The organism is Streptomyces sp. NPDC050636, assembly GCF_040654775.1.
Taxonomy (GTDB): Bacteria; Actinomycetota; Actinomycetes; order Streptomycetales; family Streptomycetaceae; genus Streptomyces.
Genome location: NZ_JBFAIP010000005.1, coordinates 194,018 through 209,611, shown reverse-complemented (window position 1 = coordinate 209,611; position 15,594 = coordinate 194,018). Strand labels below are relative to the sequence as shown.

The following is a 15,594-nucleotide window of genomic DNA, read 5'->3' as shown; positions in this document are numbered from 1 at the left end:
GTCACCGGTCCCCTCGCAGGGGTACCGGGCGCCGCCAACGGCCTCCCCGGAGCGCCGAAAGGGGTGAGGGCGCGAACGGCTCCTGTGCCGTCCACGCCCTCACCCCTCAACGGGCCGTGCCTGCCATGCGGCGGTCGCTAGCCGCGCAGTGCCGCCCCCGTGCGCTCCACCGCCGCCGCGACCGCCGCGTCACGGGCGGCCGTGGCCTGCTCCGCGGTCAGCGTGCGGTCGGCGGCGCGGAAGCGCAGCGCGTACGCCAGGGACTTCTTGCCCGCGCCGACCTGCTCGCCGGTGAAGACGTCGAACAGCCGCAGCGACTCCAGGAGTTCACCCGCGCCGTCGCGCAGCGCGGCCTCGACATCGGCCGCCGGGACCGTGTCGTCGACGATCAGCGCGACGTCCTGGGTGGCGACCGGGAAGGTCGAGATCCGGGGCGCGAGCTGCGGTCCGGAGGACGCCCGCTCGATGCGGTCCAGGTCGATCTCCATCGCGCAGGTGCGCTCCGGCAGTCCCAGTGTCTTGATGACGCGCGGATGCAGCTCACCGGCGTTGCCGACGAGGATCTCCTCGCCGTCGGCAAGGGCGAGCAGCGCCGCGCACCGGCCCGGGTGGAACGGCGCGTGCTGGTCCTGACGGACAATCAGCTCCACGCCCGCCTCACGTGCCACCGTACGGCCCGCCTCGACGGCGTCCGCCCAGGTCGCGGGGCGTCCGTCGCCCCACCAGCCGGCCTGCTCGCGGGCCCCGGCGAGCACCACGGCGGCGCGCCGCGGCTGCTGCGGCAGCGAGGCGTCCAGCGAGGCGATCTCGTCGTCGGTCGGCCGGCGGTCGACGACCAGCCGGCTGGCCGGCTTCTCGTCGCCGGTCGCCCGGAACACCGGACCGGTCTCGAAGAGCGCCAGGTCGTGCGAGCCCCGGCCGTCGTTGCGGCGCAGCGCGTTCAGCAGCCCCGGGATCAGCGTCGTACGGAGGTCGGGCTCCTCGTCGGAGAGCGGGTTGACGAGGGTGACCGCCGCGCGGCGCGGGTCGTCCGGCTCGATGCCGAGCTGGTCGAGGATGTGCGAGCCGGTGAACGGGTAGTTCAGCGCCTCGACATAGCCCGCCCCGGCGAGCGCGCGGCCGACCCGGCGGTGCAGCCGCTGACGCTCGGTCAGCCCGCGGCCGGCCGGCGGCTTCGGGAGCGTGGCGGGGAGGTTCTCGTAGCCCTCCAGCCGGATGACCTCTTCGGCGAGGTCGTTCGGGTCGCTCAGGTCCGGCCGCCAGGACGGCACGCTGACGACCAGCTCGTCCTGCCCGTAGACATCGCAGCCGACCTGCTGGAGGCGGCGTACGACGGTCTCCCGGCCGTAGGCGACACCGGCGACCTTGTCCGGGTGGTCGGCGGCGATGGTGATCGTGCGGGGTCCACGGGGCGAGACGACCTCGGTGACGCCCTCCTCGGCGGTGCCGCCGCCGAGCAGTACCAGCAGGTCGACGGTCCGCTGTGCGGCGGCCGACGCGGCCTCCGGGTCCACCCCGCGCTCGAAGCGCTTGGCGGCCTCCGAGGACAGCTTGTGCCGACGGGCCGTACGGGCGATGACCAGCGCGTCGAAGTGCGCGGCCTCCACCACGATGTCGGTGGTGCCGCGGAGCCGGCCGGTCTCAGGGTCGGCGACCGCGGTCGCGATCTCGGTGTTGGCGCCGCCCATGACGCCCGCGAGGCCGATGGGGCCGCGGTTGTCGGTGATGACCAGGTCGGCGGGGTCCAGGACGCGCTTGGTGCCGTCCAGCGTGGTCAGCTTCTCGCCGGGTGTGGCGCGGCGGACGCCGATCGGACCGTCCACGCTGGCGCGGTCGTAGGCGTGCAGCGGCTGACCGAGCTCCAGCATCACGTAGTTGGTGATGTCGACGGGCAGCGAGACCGGACGCATACCGGCCTTCTGCAGTCGGCGCGTCAGCCAGATCGGGGAGCGCGCCTCGGGCTCCAGGCCGGTGACCGTACGGGCGGTGAAGCGGCTGCAGCCGATCGGGTCGGCGACCTTGACCGGGTAGCCGGTGGGGTTCGGCGGGGGCACGTCCAGCAGCGCCGGGTCGCGCAGCGGCAGGCCGTAGGCGGTGGCGGTCTCACGGGCGACGCCGCGGATCGACAGGCAGTAGCCGCGGTCCGGCGTGACGGCGATGTCCAGCACCTCGTCGACGAGCTGCAGCAGCTCGATGGCGTCGGTACCGACCTCGTACTCGGGCGGCAGCACGATGATGCCGTGCGAGCCGTCGTCGCCCATGCCCAGCTCGTCGCCGGAGCAGATCATGCCGTGCGAGGTCTTGCCGTAGGTCTTCCGCGCGGCGATCTTGAAGTCGCCGGGCAGCACGGCGCCGGGGAGGACGACCACGACCTTGTCGCCGACCGAGAAGTTACGGGCGCCGCAGACGATCTCCTGGGGCTCGCCCGTGCCGTTGGCCTGGCCGACGTCCACCGTGCAGAAGCGGATGGGCTTCTTGAAGCCCTCCAGCTCCTCGATGGTCAGCACCTGGCCGACGACGAGCGGGCCCTTGAGACCGTCGCCCACCCGCTCGACGGTCTCGACCTCAAGGCCGACGGCAATGAGCTTGGCCTGTACGTCACGGCCGGACTCGGTCACCGGCAGGTCGACGTACTCCCGCAGCCAAGAAAGCGGGACCCGCATCAGATCTCCATCCCGAACGGCCGGGTGAACCGGACGTCGCCCTCGAACATGTCACGCATGTCTTCCACGTTGTGCCGGAACATCAGCATCCGGTCGATGCCGAACCCGAAGGCGAACCCGCTGTACTTCTCGGGGTCCACACCACAGGCGATGAGCACCTTGGGGTTGACCATTCCGCAGCCGCCCAGCTCGATCCAGCCCTCGCTGGAGCAGGTGCGGCAGGGACGGTCGGGGTTGCCCACGGACTCGCCACGGCAGACGTAGCAGACCATGTCCATCTCGGCGGACGGCTCGGTGAACGGGAAGTAGTTCGGCCGCAGCCGGGTCTTCATGTCCGGGCCGAACAGCGCCTGGACCATGTGGTCCAGGGTGCCCTTGAGGTCGGCCATGGTCAGGCCCTCGTCGACGGCCAGCAGCTCGATCTGGTGGAAGACCGGGGAGTGCGTGGCGTCCAGCTCGTCGGTGCGGTAGACCCGCCCCGGGCAGACGACGTAGACCGGCGGCTCGCGGTCGACGAGCGTACGGGCCTGGACCGGCGAGGTGTGGGTGCGCAGCACGACGCCGGACTCATCGCCCTTGGTGCCGTTGCCCTGGACGAAGAAGGTGTCCTGCATCTGGCGCGCCGGGTGGTCGGGCACGAAGTTGAGGGCGTCGAAGTTGAACCACTCCGCCTCGACCTCGGGGCCCTCGGCGACCTCGTAGCCCATCGCGACGAAGACGTCCGCGACCCGCTCCATGAAGGTGGTCAGCGGGTGCCGGGCGCCGGCCGGGACGCGGTCGTACGGCAGCGTGACATCCACCGCCTCCTCGACCAGCACGCGGGCGTCGCGCTCCGCCTCCAGCTCCTCCTGGCGGGCCTTGAGCGCCTGGTTCACCCGGCCGCGGGCCTGGCCGACGCGCTTGCCGGCGTCCGCCTTGGCGTGCGGGGGCAGGGCGCCGATCTCCCGGTTGGCCAGCGCGAGCGGCGAGCGGTCGCCGGTGTGCGCGACCTTCACCTCGCGCAGCTCGTCCAGATCGGCCGCGGCGGCGACGGCGGCCAGCGCCTCGTCGGTCCGGCGGGCGATCTCTTCCGGTTTGAGGGCTTCGACCTCGACAGGGTCGTACGACTTATTGGGTGCGGACATCTCTTCCCGTGCTTCCGGTGGACTGGCTTGGCTTGGTTCGCTTCGCCTCGGCTCTTCGATCACAACTCCGGATCCCGAGCCCGCGCAGTGCCCGCGATGCTTGTGCGCCAAAGGTGCCAAAGGTCAAGTCTAAGGGGCGGGCCCGCCGCGGCAGGCCCTAGCCCCTGGCCGGGGCGCCCGCCGCTGCTCTCTCAGGCCATGAAGGCCGGGGCCGCGACGGGCAGGCTAAATCGGAATTCCGCGCCGCCGGCCGGGGCCCGGCCGACCGTGATCGTGCCGCCGTGCGCTTCGACGATGCCCTTGACGATGTAGAGGCCCAGACCGGTGCCGCCGCGCTTGCTGCCCCGCCAGAAGCGGGTGAAGACGCGGCTCATCGACTCCTCGGGAATGCCGGGGCCCTCGTCGCTCACGGTGACGGTCGTCCCTTCCGCGCTGGTCGCATCCGGTGCTGGTCCGACCTCAATGGTGACCGTTCCCTCGCCGTGGCGCACCGCATTTTCCAGCAGGTTGCCCAGCACCTGGTCGACCTTGTCCGGGTCCGCCCACAGATCGGGCAGCGGTTCCAGCATCCGGATCAGGAAGCGGTCCGGCCGCTGGCCCGCGGTGGTCTGCGCCTGCACGTGCCGGCGGACCGCGGCGGTCATGTCGACGCGCTGCCGGCGCACCTCCAGCCGTCCGGAGTCGATACGGGAGATGTCCAGCAGCTCGGCGATCAGGCGGGTGACGCGGTTGGCGTCGGCGTCGACCGTCTCCAGCATCAGGCGCTTCTGGTCGTCGGTGAAGCGCTCCCACTTCTGGAGGAGGGTGGCGGTGAAGCCCTTGACGGAGGTCAGCGGCGAGCGCAGTTCATGGGCGACGGTGGCGATCAGCTCGGCGTGGCTCAGTTCCGTACGGCGCCGGGCCTCGGTGCCGCGCAGCGCGATGACCAGCCGCTGTACGGGGCCGGTCGGCCGGCTGCGGATGTAGCGCGCGGAGACCAGCACCTCGCGGCCGCCCAGCAGCAGATTGCGTTCGGGCTGGCCACGGCGGATGGCGAGCCCGCCGTAGGGGTCGGTGAGCTGCCACCAGCGGCGGCCCTCGATGTCCTGCAACGGCAGGGCGTGTTCCAGGGGGCGGCCGAGGGCGTCCTGGGGGGCGATGTCGGTGATCCTGGCGGCCGCGGCGTTGAAGCAGATCACCCGGCCGGTCTCATCGGCGACGACCAGGCCGTCGGGCAGATCGTCGGGGTCGAGCCCCATGCCCGCCCCGGGCGCGGTGCCGGGCGCGGGCGGCTCCGCGGCAGCGGGCGACGACCCGCGCACGGGTTCGCCGGACGGGCAGCTGTCAGCAGCGACTGTGATGCCGGAAGTCCTCACACTCATCCCCGATACCCCCTACCGCGCCCCCGGGCACGCCACCCTACTAGCTCGGGTCGGGTGTGCCGCGGAGATCCGGGGGACGCCCCTCAGGCGGGTGACACGGAGCGGCATCCTCCGGTGGTGCGCTGGGCGCGGGCGGAGGCGTAGAGGCACACCGCGGCGGCCGTCGCGAGGTTGAGGCTCTCGGCCTTGCCGTGGATGGGGACCCGCACCACGGCGTCCGCCAGCGCACGGGTCTCCTCCGGCAGCCCCCAGGCCTCGTTGCCGAAGACCCAGGCGGTGGGCCCGCCCATGGAGCCCGCGTCCAGCTCGGCGTCCAGGTCGCGGTCGCCGGCGCCGTCGGCGGCGAGGATGCGCACCCCGGCGCCCTGGAGTCCGCCCACCACCCGCTCGACCGGTACGCCGACCGCGACCGGCAGATGGAACAGCGAACCGACCGAGGCCCGTACGGACTTGGGGTTGTAGAGGTCCACCGAGGCGTCGGTCAGCACCACGGCGTCCGCACCCGCGGCGTCCGCGCAGCGCAGGACCGTGCCGGCGTTCCCGGGGTCGCGGACGTTGGCGAGCACCGCGATCAGCTGCGGGCCGGCGGCGAGGATGTCCTCGAACGGCGAGTCCAGGAACCGGCAGACGCCGAGCAGGCCCTGCGGGGTGACGGTCTGCGAGATGTCGGCGACGGTCCGGTCGTCGGCGAAGTGCACCCGCACCCCGGCGGCACGGGCGGCCTCGACGATCTCCGCATGCCGCTCGGCGGCCTCGACGGTCGCGAACAGCTCGATGAGCGTGGGCTCGCCGTCGGCGCGGTGCGCGATGGCCTCCCGTACGGCCTGCGGGCCCTCGGCGATGAACCGGCGTTCCTTGACGCGGAAGGCGCGGCGGGCCAGCCGCCGGGCGGCGGAGACGCGCGGGGAACGCGGGGAGATCAGCTCGGGGGTGCCCATGGGCGGCGGCTCGCTTCTGTGTGTCTTCAACGGTGGTGCAAAAGACGCGGACCCGCAGGCCGGGGCCTGCGGGTCCGCGTCACAACGTCGTCAGGCTGAGGTTCAGGCAGCCTTCGGGGCGTTGACGTCGCTCGGAAGCGCCTTCTGGGCAACCTCGACGAGCGCGGCGAACGCGTTCATGTCGTTCACGGCGAGGTCGGCCAGGATCTTGCGGTCCACCTCGACGTTGGCGGCCTTCAGACCCTGGATGAAGCGGTTGTACGTCATGCCGTTGGCGCGGGCAGCGGCGTTGATGCGCTGGATCCACAGCTGACGGAAGTCGCCCTTGCGCTTCTTGCGGTCGTTGTAGTTGTAGACGAGGGAGTGGGTGACCTGCTCCTTCGCCTTGCGGTAGAGGCGGGAGCGCTGGCCACGGTAGCCGCTGGCCTGCTCGAGGATCGCCCGGCGCTTCTTGTGGGCGTTGACTGCCCGCTTGACGCGTGCCACTTGTTAACTCCTTGTAGCGGGGCCGCGGTTGTCGTCACGCGGCCCGGTTCGATTGGGTCCCGGTCTCGGTCCAGCGCCCCGGCCGTCGGCGGGGCGCCCGGACTCACTTGCCGAGAAGCTTCTTGATCTTCTTGGCGTCGCCCGGGGCCATCTCGGCGTTGCCGGTGAGGCGACGCGTCACGCGGGACGACTTGTGCTCGAGCAGGTGGCGCTTGCCTGCGCGCTCGCGCAGCACCTTGCCGGAGCCAGTGACCTTGAAGCGCTTGCTGGCACCGCTGTGCGTCTTGTTCTTCGGCATGCGCCGTTCTCTCCTCGTCAGTGGCGCTCCCACCGGCACGGACCGGCAAGCGGGAGCGTCAGATGTATCGATTGCTGTCCGGGGCGGGACCCCGGCGTGACGATCCGGGGCTCTCGCCCAGGGATCACGCCTCGGCGTGCTCCTCGGTGGGCTCCTCAGCGGACTGGTCCGCGGGAACTCCGCCCTGGCGCTCCGCCTTGCGGGCGGCCTGCGCCTCACGGGCCTCGGCCATCGCCTCGGTCTTCTTCTTGTGCGGACCGAGAACCATGATCATGTTTCGGCCGTCCTGCTTCGGATTCGACTCGATGAAGCCGAGGTCCTCCACGTCGGACGCCAGCCGCTGCAGCAGTCGGAAGCCCAGCTCGGGGCGGGACTGCTCGCGACCACGGAACATGATCGTGATCTTGACCTTGTCACCCTGCTTGAGGAACCGGACGACGTGACCCTTTTTGGTGTCGTAGTCGTGCGGGTCGATCTTCGGCCGGAGCTTCATCTCCTTGATGACCGTGTGCGCCTGGTTCTTGCGCGCCTCACGGGCCTTCATGGCCGACTCGTACTTGAACTTCCCGTAGTCCATAAGCTTGCAGACCGGCGGACGGGCGTTCGCCGCCACCTCGACCAGGTCGAGGTCGTACTCCTGCGCAAGCTCCAGGGCCTTGGCAAGCGGCACGATGCCGACCTGCTCGCCACTGGGACCGACGAGTCGCACCTCAGGGACGCGAATCCGGTCGTTGATGCGGGGCTCGGCGCTGATGGATCCTCCTCGGTAGCACCACGCGACGGCCTGGCGGACTGCCGCGTAACGTCTGTTTCGGTGTGACCAACCGCGCCGGTACATGAAAAACGCCCGGACGGGACACAGGCGGGGCTCCGTAAAAGGTTCAGGAGCACCGCCGCGAATGTCTCCGCGGGGCGCAGCCAGACCGTTGACCCGCCAACCCTGAGGTCGGTCGGGTGGGAGATCGGAGCCTCCACTTGTGGGCCGGTCACATGCGTGTCCGGCCGGTCGGAACACCAGAATACACGAGTCAAGGGGGAGTACCCACTCCTGTGCTGACGCCGGCTGCCGGTCCGCCCGCGCTCCGGGCCGCGCGTCCGCGCGGGGAACGGGGTCATAAGGTGGACACGATCCCCTCAGCAGGAAGTGAAGCCCCAAGACATGAGTGAGACCCCGCAGCAGCCGGAGCCGCAGTCCGACGCATCGGACCCGGCAGACCCGTCGAGCGCCGGCTTCGACGCCATGACCCGTGATATCGCGGAGGTGCCGGCGGTCGAGGTGATCACGACGGTCGCGGTGCATCTGATGAGCTCGGCGGCGGTCAACCTCGGGCTCGCCGAGGAGGGCGAGAAGCACAAGGACCTGGACGAGGCGCGCAAGCTCATCCAGGCGCTCGCCGGACTGGTCACGGCCAGCGCCACCGAGATCGGCTCGTACCACGCGGCGCCGCTGCGGGACGGTCTGAAGTCCCTGCAGCTGGCCTTCCGCGAGGCCTCCATCGTCCCGGACGAGCCGGGCCAGGGCCCCGGCGAGAAGTTCACCGGCCCGGTGTACGGCTGAACCGGCCGCACCCGCGCACAGCGACGAGCCCCGGCCGCCTTGGCCGGGGCTCGTCGCCATGTCAGGGCCGTCAGCCCTCTGATCCGCTCACGAGCGGTGCTCCACCGAGGACCGGGCCGCCCCGGGCGAGGCGTCGTCGGCGACGATGAGGCGCTCCTGCGGCGGGTGGGTGATCTGGTGGACCACGGCTGCCAGGGCGCCGCCGATCAGCGGCGCGATGATGAACAACCACAGCTGGGTGATGGCCGCTCCGCCCGCGAAAAGGGCCGGGCCGATGCTCCGCGCCGGGTTCACGGAGGTGCCGTCCAGCGGGATGCCGATGAGGTGGACGGTGGCCAGCGCCAAACCGATCGGCAGGCCGTCGAAGCCGATCACCGCGACCTTGTGGGTGACCGCGAGGACGACGAAGACGAACAGGAAGGTCATCAGCACCTCGGCGATGAAGGCGCCGCCGAGGTTGAGGTGCACCGCCGAGCGGTCGCCCCAGCCGTTCGAGCCGAACCCCTCGTGGGTCTCCAGGCCCGGCACCTGCTTGGCGAGCAGGAACAGCAGCGCGGCACCGACGATGGCGCCCAGCACCTGGCAGATCCAGTACTCGACGGCCGTACGGACGGTGATGCGCCGGGCCAGCAGCATGCCGAGCGTGACCGCCGGGTTGATGTGGCAGCCCGAGATCGGGCCGAGGGCGTAGGCAAGGGCCAGCATGGTGAAGCCGAAGGCCAGCGCGATGCCGAAGGTACCGATGTATTCGCCCGCCAGCACTGCCGCGCCGACGGCGAAGAACACCAGGAGCAGCGTGCCGAGGAATTCGGATACGACCGTGCGGGTCTCCGTGGTCTCCAACATGGGCTCTCCTCGCGTGGATCTTGAGCTCTCCTCGAAATTGTGAGCCCGCGGAGACGAACGCGCCCGTTGGCGAGGAGGGCCGGCGAGGAGGAACGCGGGCCGGCGCCCTGGTGTCAGCGGCGGAAGAGGGGCGCTCCGGCCGGCGTGCCGCCGGGCGGGAGAAGTGCCAGGTCCAGGCCGCGTACGAGCCGGCCGCGGAGCACCTCGTCGGCGGCCAGCGCCTGCGCCAGCCGCTGGGCGACCTCGGCGGCGGGGGCGCCGGGGGCGAGGCCGAGGGCGAGGGTGGCGTCGGTCTCGTCGGACGGTGCGAGATGGGCGATGCGGACGCCCGGCTCGGCGGCGAGCAGGGCGCGCAACGCGTCGGTGACGGCCGGGTCGGTGAGCGGGTCGGCGCTCTCCCGGCCCTCGGCGAGGGCGCGCAGCGCGGCGCCGGTGAGCTGGTACGTGACCGGTCCGGCCAGGTCGAGGACGAGGGTGTCGGCCTGCTCGTGGGACGCGGCGAGCAGCGCCTGGCGGAGGGGCACGGCCACCGGGCGGGCGTCCGGGCGCCAGCGCTGAAGGGTCTCCATGGACGTGAAGGCGGGCAGCGCGCGGCGGCCGTCCGGGGCCTGGAGGGTGGGCACGGCCATATCGCTGGTCTTCTCACGGCGCAGGCCGTCGGGGCCGGTCTCGGTCTCTCCGAGGAGGGCGACGACGGGTACGAGGAGGCGGGCGCCGGTCAGGGCCGACAGCAGCTGGGGCTCGGTGGTCCGGTCGGCGTCGTAGGCCGCCAGGGCCGCGACCAGTGCCGGGTCGGCGGAGCCGTCGTCGTCGGAGAAACCAGGGTCCGGAATGTTCTTCTGCGCCACGTCGTGAGCCTATCGGCTCGGGGTTCCGCGCCGGTCAGCGGTGGGCGGGGCGGCCGCGCCAGAGGAAGAAGGCCGTGGTGATGAGGGCCAGGCCGGCGGCGCCGGCGGTCCAGGGGAGCCAGCCGACGGAGTCCTCGTCAACGGATGCGGCGGTGGGACCGGGGCCGAAGTAGCGGTCGGCGTAGGCGACGGGGGCCGGCTTCTGGCGGGTGGGCTTGAGGTCCCCGGCGGCCTTGAGGGCGGCGGCCGCGTCGACGAGCCCGGCGCCGAAGCTGTCGTCCCGGCCGCCCTCGGGGCTGTCCTGTGCGGTGGCGGTGAGCAGCCGCTTGATCTGTGCCGGGCTCAGGTCGGGGTACGCGGAGCGGACCAGCGCGATGGTGGCGGAGACCAGGGCGGCGGCGGGGCTGGTGCCCCAGCCGTTGCTGTAGGTCCTGTAGTCGGGGCTGGACATCAAGATCTGGTCGCCGGGTGCGCAGACCGTGGCGTACCAGTGACGGGTGGAGAAGCGGGGGCGGGTCCCCAGATGATTGACGGCGGTGACCGCGATGACGCCCGGGTAGGCGGCCGGGTAGGAGACGTGGTCGCCCTGCTGGCCGCCGTTGCCGGCGGAGGCGACGACGGGGATGCCCTTGCCGAGGGCGTACTGGATGGCGGCGTCCTCGCGCGGCTCGGGGTGCGCGGACTCGCTGTCGTCACCCAGCGACATATTGATCACGTCGGCGCCGTGGTCGGCGGCCCAGCGGATGCCGTCGGCGAGGGCACCGGCCTTCTCGTTGCGGGCCCGTTGGCGCTGCGGGTCGAGGTCTTCGAGGATCACCCGGACGGGCAGGATCTTGGCCTCGGGGGCGACTCCGAGCACTCCGTCCTCGCCGTCCGCGCCATGGCCGTGACCTGCGATGATGCTGGACATTCCGGTGCCGTGCACGGCCCAGTGCTGATCGCCGGGCCCGGCGCCGAAGCCGATCAGGTCCTTCTGGGGCAGCAACTGGCCCTTGAGGTCGGGGTGGTCGGCGTCCGCGCCGGTGTCCAGGACGGCGACGGTGACGCCCTCACCCTTGGTCGTGTTCCAGGCCTGCCGGGCGTGGAGGGCCTCCAGGGCCCACTGCTGGGCGCGGAGGCCGTCGTCGGCCTGTGCGGGGACGGCGGGCAGCACGGCCAGCGCGGCGGAGACCAGCGCGACGGCGGTGCCGCGCAGCAGGGCCTTGGTCATGACGTCTCCGTTGTCTGCGTGGGGCTGCCGGCCGCCTTCCGGAAGATGGCCTGGACGAGGTCCGCGAGGTTCTTCGCGTCGTGGCCGAGGCCCGACTCACCGGGCGCGCTGGTGTCGCCGGGCCGGGCGGCGGCCTCGGCGGGCTGCGGGTCGGTGATGGTGCGGCCGTCGGCGAAGCCGGAGACGGCGAAGACGACGACGGGGATGTCGGTGAGCACCCGGACGGTCCAGCTCGCCCGCTGCGCGGGCCCGAAGTCCGCGGCCGGGGTGCCCTTGGCGGCGTACGGCAGCGGCATGAGGTCCTTGCGGGTGGCCAGGTTCTTGGTGCTGAAGCGGGTGTTGAGGGCCAGCATGGCGTTCGAGTCGCCCTTGGTGACCAGGGCGCCGACCGTGATGACGCCGGTGCGGGTGGCGTCGACGTAGGTGGCGCGCAGCAGACGGGCGCAGCCGGCCGCGGAGAGCGCCTTGGCCAGTTGCGGGCCGAGGGCCTCCGTGCAGCCGCCGTCGGGGGCGACGGCGATCCGGGTCCAGGTGCGGTCGGCGCCTCCGGGGCCGAGGCCGAGGCCGTTCAGCGTGCGCGGGAAGAGGGTGTCGACGGGCGTGCTGTGCCAGACGGTGCGGCCCTTGGCGAAGGCGGCCTGGGGGGTGGGGTGGGCGTCGGAGCCGCCGGTGAGCCAACTCCCGGCCGCCGCACCGCCGATGAGGCCGATGCCGAGGACCAGGCAGACCACGACGGCGATCATCCGTGCGCCGGGTCGGCGTACCGCGGACGGCCTGCGCGGAGGCGCGCCCTGCATGCCGGGCGGGTATCCAACTCCTTGCGGCGAGTGCGGAGTTCGACCCCATGAAGACTGGGGCGGGCGCTCCGCCGCGGGGATGGGCGGCGCGCTGCCGGGGACGGCGGACGGGGTCGCGGACGCGGGCTTGCGGACCGGCTGCTGGGCGCTCGTGCTGCCGCCGCCGCGGCCGGTGCCGTCGTTCCACAGCGCCTGGCTGTTGGCCAGGTGGAAGGCGGCGGTGTCGCGGAAAGAGGCGGGGCGCCCGGACCGGGGTGGGGTGGCGGGTGCGGCCGGCGCGGTCGGGTGGGCTGCCGGGGGCGGCGGAGCGACCGGTGGCTGCGCGGGCGCCTGGGCGCCGGGTGCGCGATCCGGGCGGGGCGGCGTCTGCGGGCCGGCGGCGTGCGGCGGCGTGCGGGGCCGGGGCGGCGCGGGCGGCGGGGCCATGGGGTGCGGCGGGGCGGCGGGGGCCGTGGGGCCGCTGGGCGGCATGGCCGGGGAAGCGCCGGGCTGGGGGTACCTCCCAGCAGTGGCTGGGGGAGGGATGGACGGGTCGGACGGTACCGGGCGCAGAACGGTGGTCTGCGGGTCCTCGGCGGGCCTCTGGGGCGGTTGCGGGGGTATCGGTGGAACACGATGCGCGTTGGTGTAATCGGCGTCGGTGCTCACCCGCGCTCCCCCTCGCGCCGCTGGTCCCCGGACCCGATCGGCAATCGGGGCAGGCTGGTTCGTATCCGGACATCGCGCCGTTGACCTGCTGGTTGCGGCGTCCAGCCACTCTACGGGCTGGCGCGGCCGCCGCTCCAACCTGTGTCCACGATGTCGCGATCCTTCCCCTACCCAGTGGTAGCCGCGTCTGGCAGGCTGCCGCCATGCACCGGTACCCCGCCGACACGGATGGCGACAAAGCCCTTCCCCAAGCTCTCAACTCTGTTCGAGCACGGGAGACCCCACTCGACCGGGCAACCGCACACCTCGACGCTCCGCTGGCCGTCGTCGACCTGCAGGCTTTCGACGCCAACGCCGCCGATCTGGTGCGCCGTGCGAAGGGGAAGCCGATCCGGGTGGCCAGCAAGTCGGTGCGCTGCCGGGCCCTGTTGGAGCGGGTGCTGGCGCGCGACGGCTTCGCGGGGATCATGAGTTTCACGCTCGACGAGTCGCTGTGGCTGGCGCGTTCGGGCTTCCCGGACGTCCTGCTGGCGTATCCGTCGGTGGACCGGGCCGGATTCGCCGAACTGACCGCCGATCCCAAGCCGGCGGCCGCGGTGACGGTGATGGTCGACGATCCCGCACAGCTGGATCTGATCGACGCCGCCCGGCCGGCCGGCGGTGGCGAGGAGGTGCGGGTATGCCTGGAACTGGACACCTCCTACCGCCTGTTGGGCGGGCAGGTCCGGATCGGCGCCCGCCGGTCGCCGCTGCGCGAGCCCGCCCAACTGGCCGCGCTGGCCCGGGTGGTGACGCGCCGCCCCGGATTCCGGCTGGTCGGGCTGATGGCGTACGAAGGGCATGTGGCGGGTGTCGGCGACGAGGTCGCCGGCAAGCCGGTGTTCTCGCGGGCCATCCGGATGATGCAGGCGGCGGCCCGCAAGGAGCTGGCGCAGCGGCGCTGGGAGGCCGTCCGTGCGGTGCGGGCGGTGGCGCCGCGGCTGGAGTTCGTCAACGGCGGCGGCACGGGCAGTGTGCAGCACACGGCGGCGGAGGCGGCGATCACCGAGATCGCGGCCGGGTCGGGGCTCTACGTCCCCCGGCTGTTCGACAACTTCCGTTCGTTCAGCGGGCGTCCGGCGGCGCTGTTCGCCCAGCCGGTGGTGCGCCGGCCGGGCCCGGGGGCGGTGACGGTGCTGGGCGGCGGCTACCCGGCGTCGGGTGCCGCGGGCAGCGACCGGCTGCCGGTGCCGTATCTGCCGGCCGGACTGCGCTACGACCCGCAGGAGGGGCCGGGCGAGGTGCAGACGCCGCTGCTCGGGCCGGCCGCGGACGGGCTGCGGATCGGCGACAAGGTGTGGTTCCGGCATGCGAAGGCCGGCGAGCTGTGTGAGCGGTTCGCGGAGCTGCGGCTGATCGACGGGGACCGGGTGGTGGAGACGGTGCCGACGTACCGGGGAGAGGGCCACACCTTCCTGTGAGGGCGTGGCCCCTTCCCGTCAGCCGTGGATGCGGTCCTGCTGGTCGGGCACGATGCTCCCGTCGGGACGGCGGAGCGGGGCGAGACCGCCGTCGGGGCGGGTGCGGCCCTCGGTGGCGCACGGGTATGCGCCGGTCTTGCGGGGCAGCGGGTCGATGAACATCGGGTTGACCACCCAGCGGCCGTCCGCGTTGTCGTAGCCGCGGCACATCAGCTCGGTCTTGTTGCGGTTGACGGCCAGATGCGCGCCGGTGGCGTCGTTCACGAACGTCACGTCGGTGTCGGCGTCACCGCCGCCGAGGGTGATGCGGTGGGCCGGGTCCTGCTTCCGCCAGGCGTCGGCGCCCTTGATCTTGAAGATCTCCTGGTTGATCCAGCAGCGCTTGCCGTCGATGTACGGGATGACCTCGCCATGGCCGTCCTTGACGTCGCCACAGCCACGGATGCCGGTGCTCAGCCGTCCGTCGCGGACGATGCTGCGTACGCCGATGGTGTGCCGGGCGTCCACGCCGACGCCGGAGGACCAGGCCTCGGCGACGGTCTCGGCGGACGCGGAGACGATGTAGACGTCGAAGCCGGCCGCCTTCAGCGTGCGGATCAGGTCCTTCTGCTGGGGGTAGTAGCGGATGTAGCCGGCCAGCTTGTGGGTACCGACGGTCTGCTCGGTGCCGATGGGCGCGGCGAGGTTCTCGGCGCGGGCCTGCCGGGCGTACGAGCTGAGCGTGCCGGGCTTCAGGCCCGCGAACAGCTGGGGCACCCAGGCGTATTCGGGCACCGTTCGGCGGTGGTTCCAGTCGCCTTCGAAGGCCTCCGCGCCGCTCATCGTCTTCGCCTCGCCGCGGATCTCCATGATCTCGTCGGTGCAGGCGGTGTTCCCGGCGGTGGGCAGCGGGTGGCCGGCGGGGACGGTGGTGCCGCAGGCCTTGGTCAGCGCGCGGTCGGCGGCCGTGGTCAGCCAGGGGCTGGTGTCGCGCCAGCTCTTGGGCTGCAGGATCTTGTCGTGCTGGAGCGCCCAGGCGAGCGTGGCATCGGAGATGTCGTTCTTGACGACGGTGTTGTCCCAGTCGAAGGCGGCGACCGGGCGCGGGCCGTCGTGGCCGGAGCAGCTGCCGCGTTCGTCGATCATTCGCTGGAGCTTGGCGCGGTTGTCGCCGTACCACTTCAGGGACGTGTCGAGCTGGGGGCAGGCGGCGCGCGGCGCGGCGGGGGCCTGCCCCGCGGCGGTGGCGGGGACGGTGGTGGCCAGCGCGGCGGCCGCCAGCAGGCCCGTGACGAGGGTGCGCGGGAGACGCATACGTCCTCCAATTGCTGGGGCAGGAAAGGCAGGAAACAGGGCGGGAACGGCAGGAAAAACCGGA

General features: G+C 72.4%; 14 protein-coding genes. 2 read left to right on the top strand and 12 right to left on the bottom strand.

What is annotated here, in order from left to right:
- Positions 1-137 precede the first annotated feature (137 nt).
- The 7 genes from pheT to infC form a co-directional block, all read right to left on the bottom strand.
- Positions 138-2,663 carry a phenylalanine--tRNA ligase subunit beta gene (gene pheT / locus AB0I10_RS08130; RefSeq protein WP_363151504.1) on the bottom strand — a complete coding sequence of 842 codons (2,526 nt, stop codon included), beginning with the start codon at positions 2,661-2,663 and terminating at the stop codon, positions 138-140.
- On the bottom strand, positions 2,663-3,787 hold the full coding sequence (gene pheS / locus AB0I10_RS08125) for a phenylalanine--tRNA ligase subunit alpha (protein WP_363151503.1): 1,125 nt from the start codon (positions 3,785-3,787) through the stop codon (positions 2,663-2,665). Before pheS ends, pheT begins: the two co-directional genes overlap by 1 nt.
- A 191-nt stretch (positions 3,788-3,978) precedes the next feature.
- Positions 3,979-5,148: a PAS domain-containing sensor histidine kinase gene (locus tag AB0I10_RS08120; RefSeq protein WP_363151502.1), complete on the bottom strand. Its 1,170-nt coding sequence runs from the start codon at positions 5,146-5,148 to the stop codon at positions 3,979-3,981.
- Positions 5,149-5,231: 83 nt separating this feature from the next.
- Positions 5,232-6,086, bottom strand: a complete 855-nt coding sequence (locus tag AB0I10_RS08115; RefSeq protein WP_363151584.1) for an RNA methyltransferase — start codon at positions 6,084-6,086, stop codon at positions 5,232-5,234.
- Positions 6,087-6,188: 102 nt separating this feature from the next.
- Entirely contained in the window at positions 6,189-6,572 is a 384-nt protein-coding gene (rplT, locus tag AB0I10_RS08110) for a 50S ribosomal protein L20 (protein ID WP_363151501.1), read from the bottom strand.
- A gap of 103 nt (positions 6,573-6,675) precedes the next feature.
- Entirely contained in the window at positions 6,676-6,870 is a 195-nt protein-coding gene (gene rpmI / locus AB0I10_RS08105; RefSeq protein ID WP_055574739.1) for a 50S ribosomal protein L35, read from the bottom strand.
- A gap of 124 nt (positions 6,871-6,994) precedes the next feature.
- On the bottom strand, positions 6,995-7,708 hold the full coding sequence (gene infC / locus AB0I10_RS08100; RefSeq protein ID WP_363151500.1) for a translation initiation factor IF-3: 714 nt from the start codon (positions 7,706-7,708) through the stop codon (positions 6,995-6,997).
- A gap of 321 nt (positions 7,709-8,029) precedes the next feature.
- On the opposite strand from infC, the gene AB0I10_RS08095 reads away from it, so the two are divergent.
- The gene (locus AB0I10_RS08095) at positions 8,030-8,428 is read left to right on the top strand and encodes a DUF1844 domain-containing protein (RefSeq protein ID WP_363151499.1); all 399 of its coding nucleotides are present in this window, start codon (positions 8,030-8,032) and stop codon (positions 8,426-8,428) included.
- A gap of 87 nt (positions 8,429-8,515) precedes the next feature.
- On the opposite strand, the gene AB0I10_RS08090 is transcribed toward AB0I10_RS08095, so the two are convergent.
- The 4 genes from AB0I10_RS08090 to AB0I10_RS08075 all read right to left on the bottom strand — a co-directional run bounded on the left by AB0I10_RS08090 (position 8,516) and on the right by AB0I10_RS08075 (position 12,555).
- On the bottom strand, positions 8,516-9,274 hold the full coding sequence (locus tag AB0I10_RS08090; RefSeq protein WP_363151498.1) for an MIP family channel protein: 759 nt from the start codon (positions 9,272-9,274) through the stop codon (positions 8,516-8,518).
- A gap of 113 nt (positions 9,275-9,387) precedes the next feature.
- Complete coding sequence (locus AB0I10_RS08085; protein ID WP_363151497.1) at positions 9,388-10,122, bottom strand: SseB family protein; 735 nt, start codon at positions 10,120-10,122, stop codon at positions 9,388-9,390.
- Between the two features lie 34 nt (positions 10,123-10,156).
- Positions 10,157-11,332: a type VII secretion-associated serine protease mycosin gene (gene mycP, locus AB0I10_RS08080; RefSeq protein WP_363151496.1), complete on the bottom strand. Its 1,176-nt coding sequence runs from the start codon at positions 11,330-11,332 to the stop codon at positions 10,157-10,159.
- Entirely contained in the window at positions 11,329-12,555 is a 1,227-nt protein-coding gene (locus tag AB0I10_RS08075; RefSeq protein ID WP_363151495.1) for a hypothetical protein, read from the bottom strand. Before AB0I10_RS08075 ends, mycP begins: the two co-directional genes overlap by 4 nt.
- A 425-nt stretch (positions 12,556-12,980) precedes the next feature.
- Here AB0I10_RS08075 and AB0I10_RS08070 point away from each other — a divergent pair, with 425 nt between their 5' ends.
- Positions 12,981-14,237, top strand: coding sequence for an amino acid deaminase/aldolase (locus AB0I10_RS08070; RefSeq protein WP_363151494.1), 1,257 nt, complete (start codon positions 12,981-12,983; stop codon positions 14,235-14,237).
- 18 nt (positions 14,238-14,255) lie between these two features.
- Here the strand turns inward: AB0I10_RS08070 and AB0I10_RS08065 are convergent, their stop codons facing one another.
- Positions 14,256-15,530, bottom strand: a complete 1,275-nt coding sequence (locus tag AB0I10_RS08065) for a haloacid dehalogenase-like hydrolase (RefSeq protein ID WP_363151493.1) — start codon at positions 15,528-15,530, stop codon at positions 14,256-14,258.
- Positions 15,531-15,594: the final 64 nt, after the last annotated feature.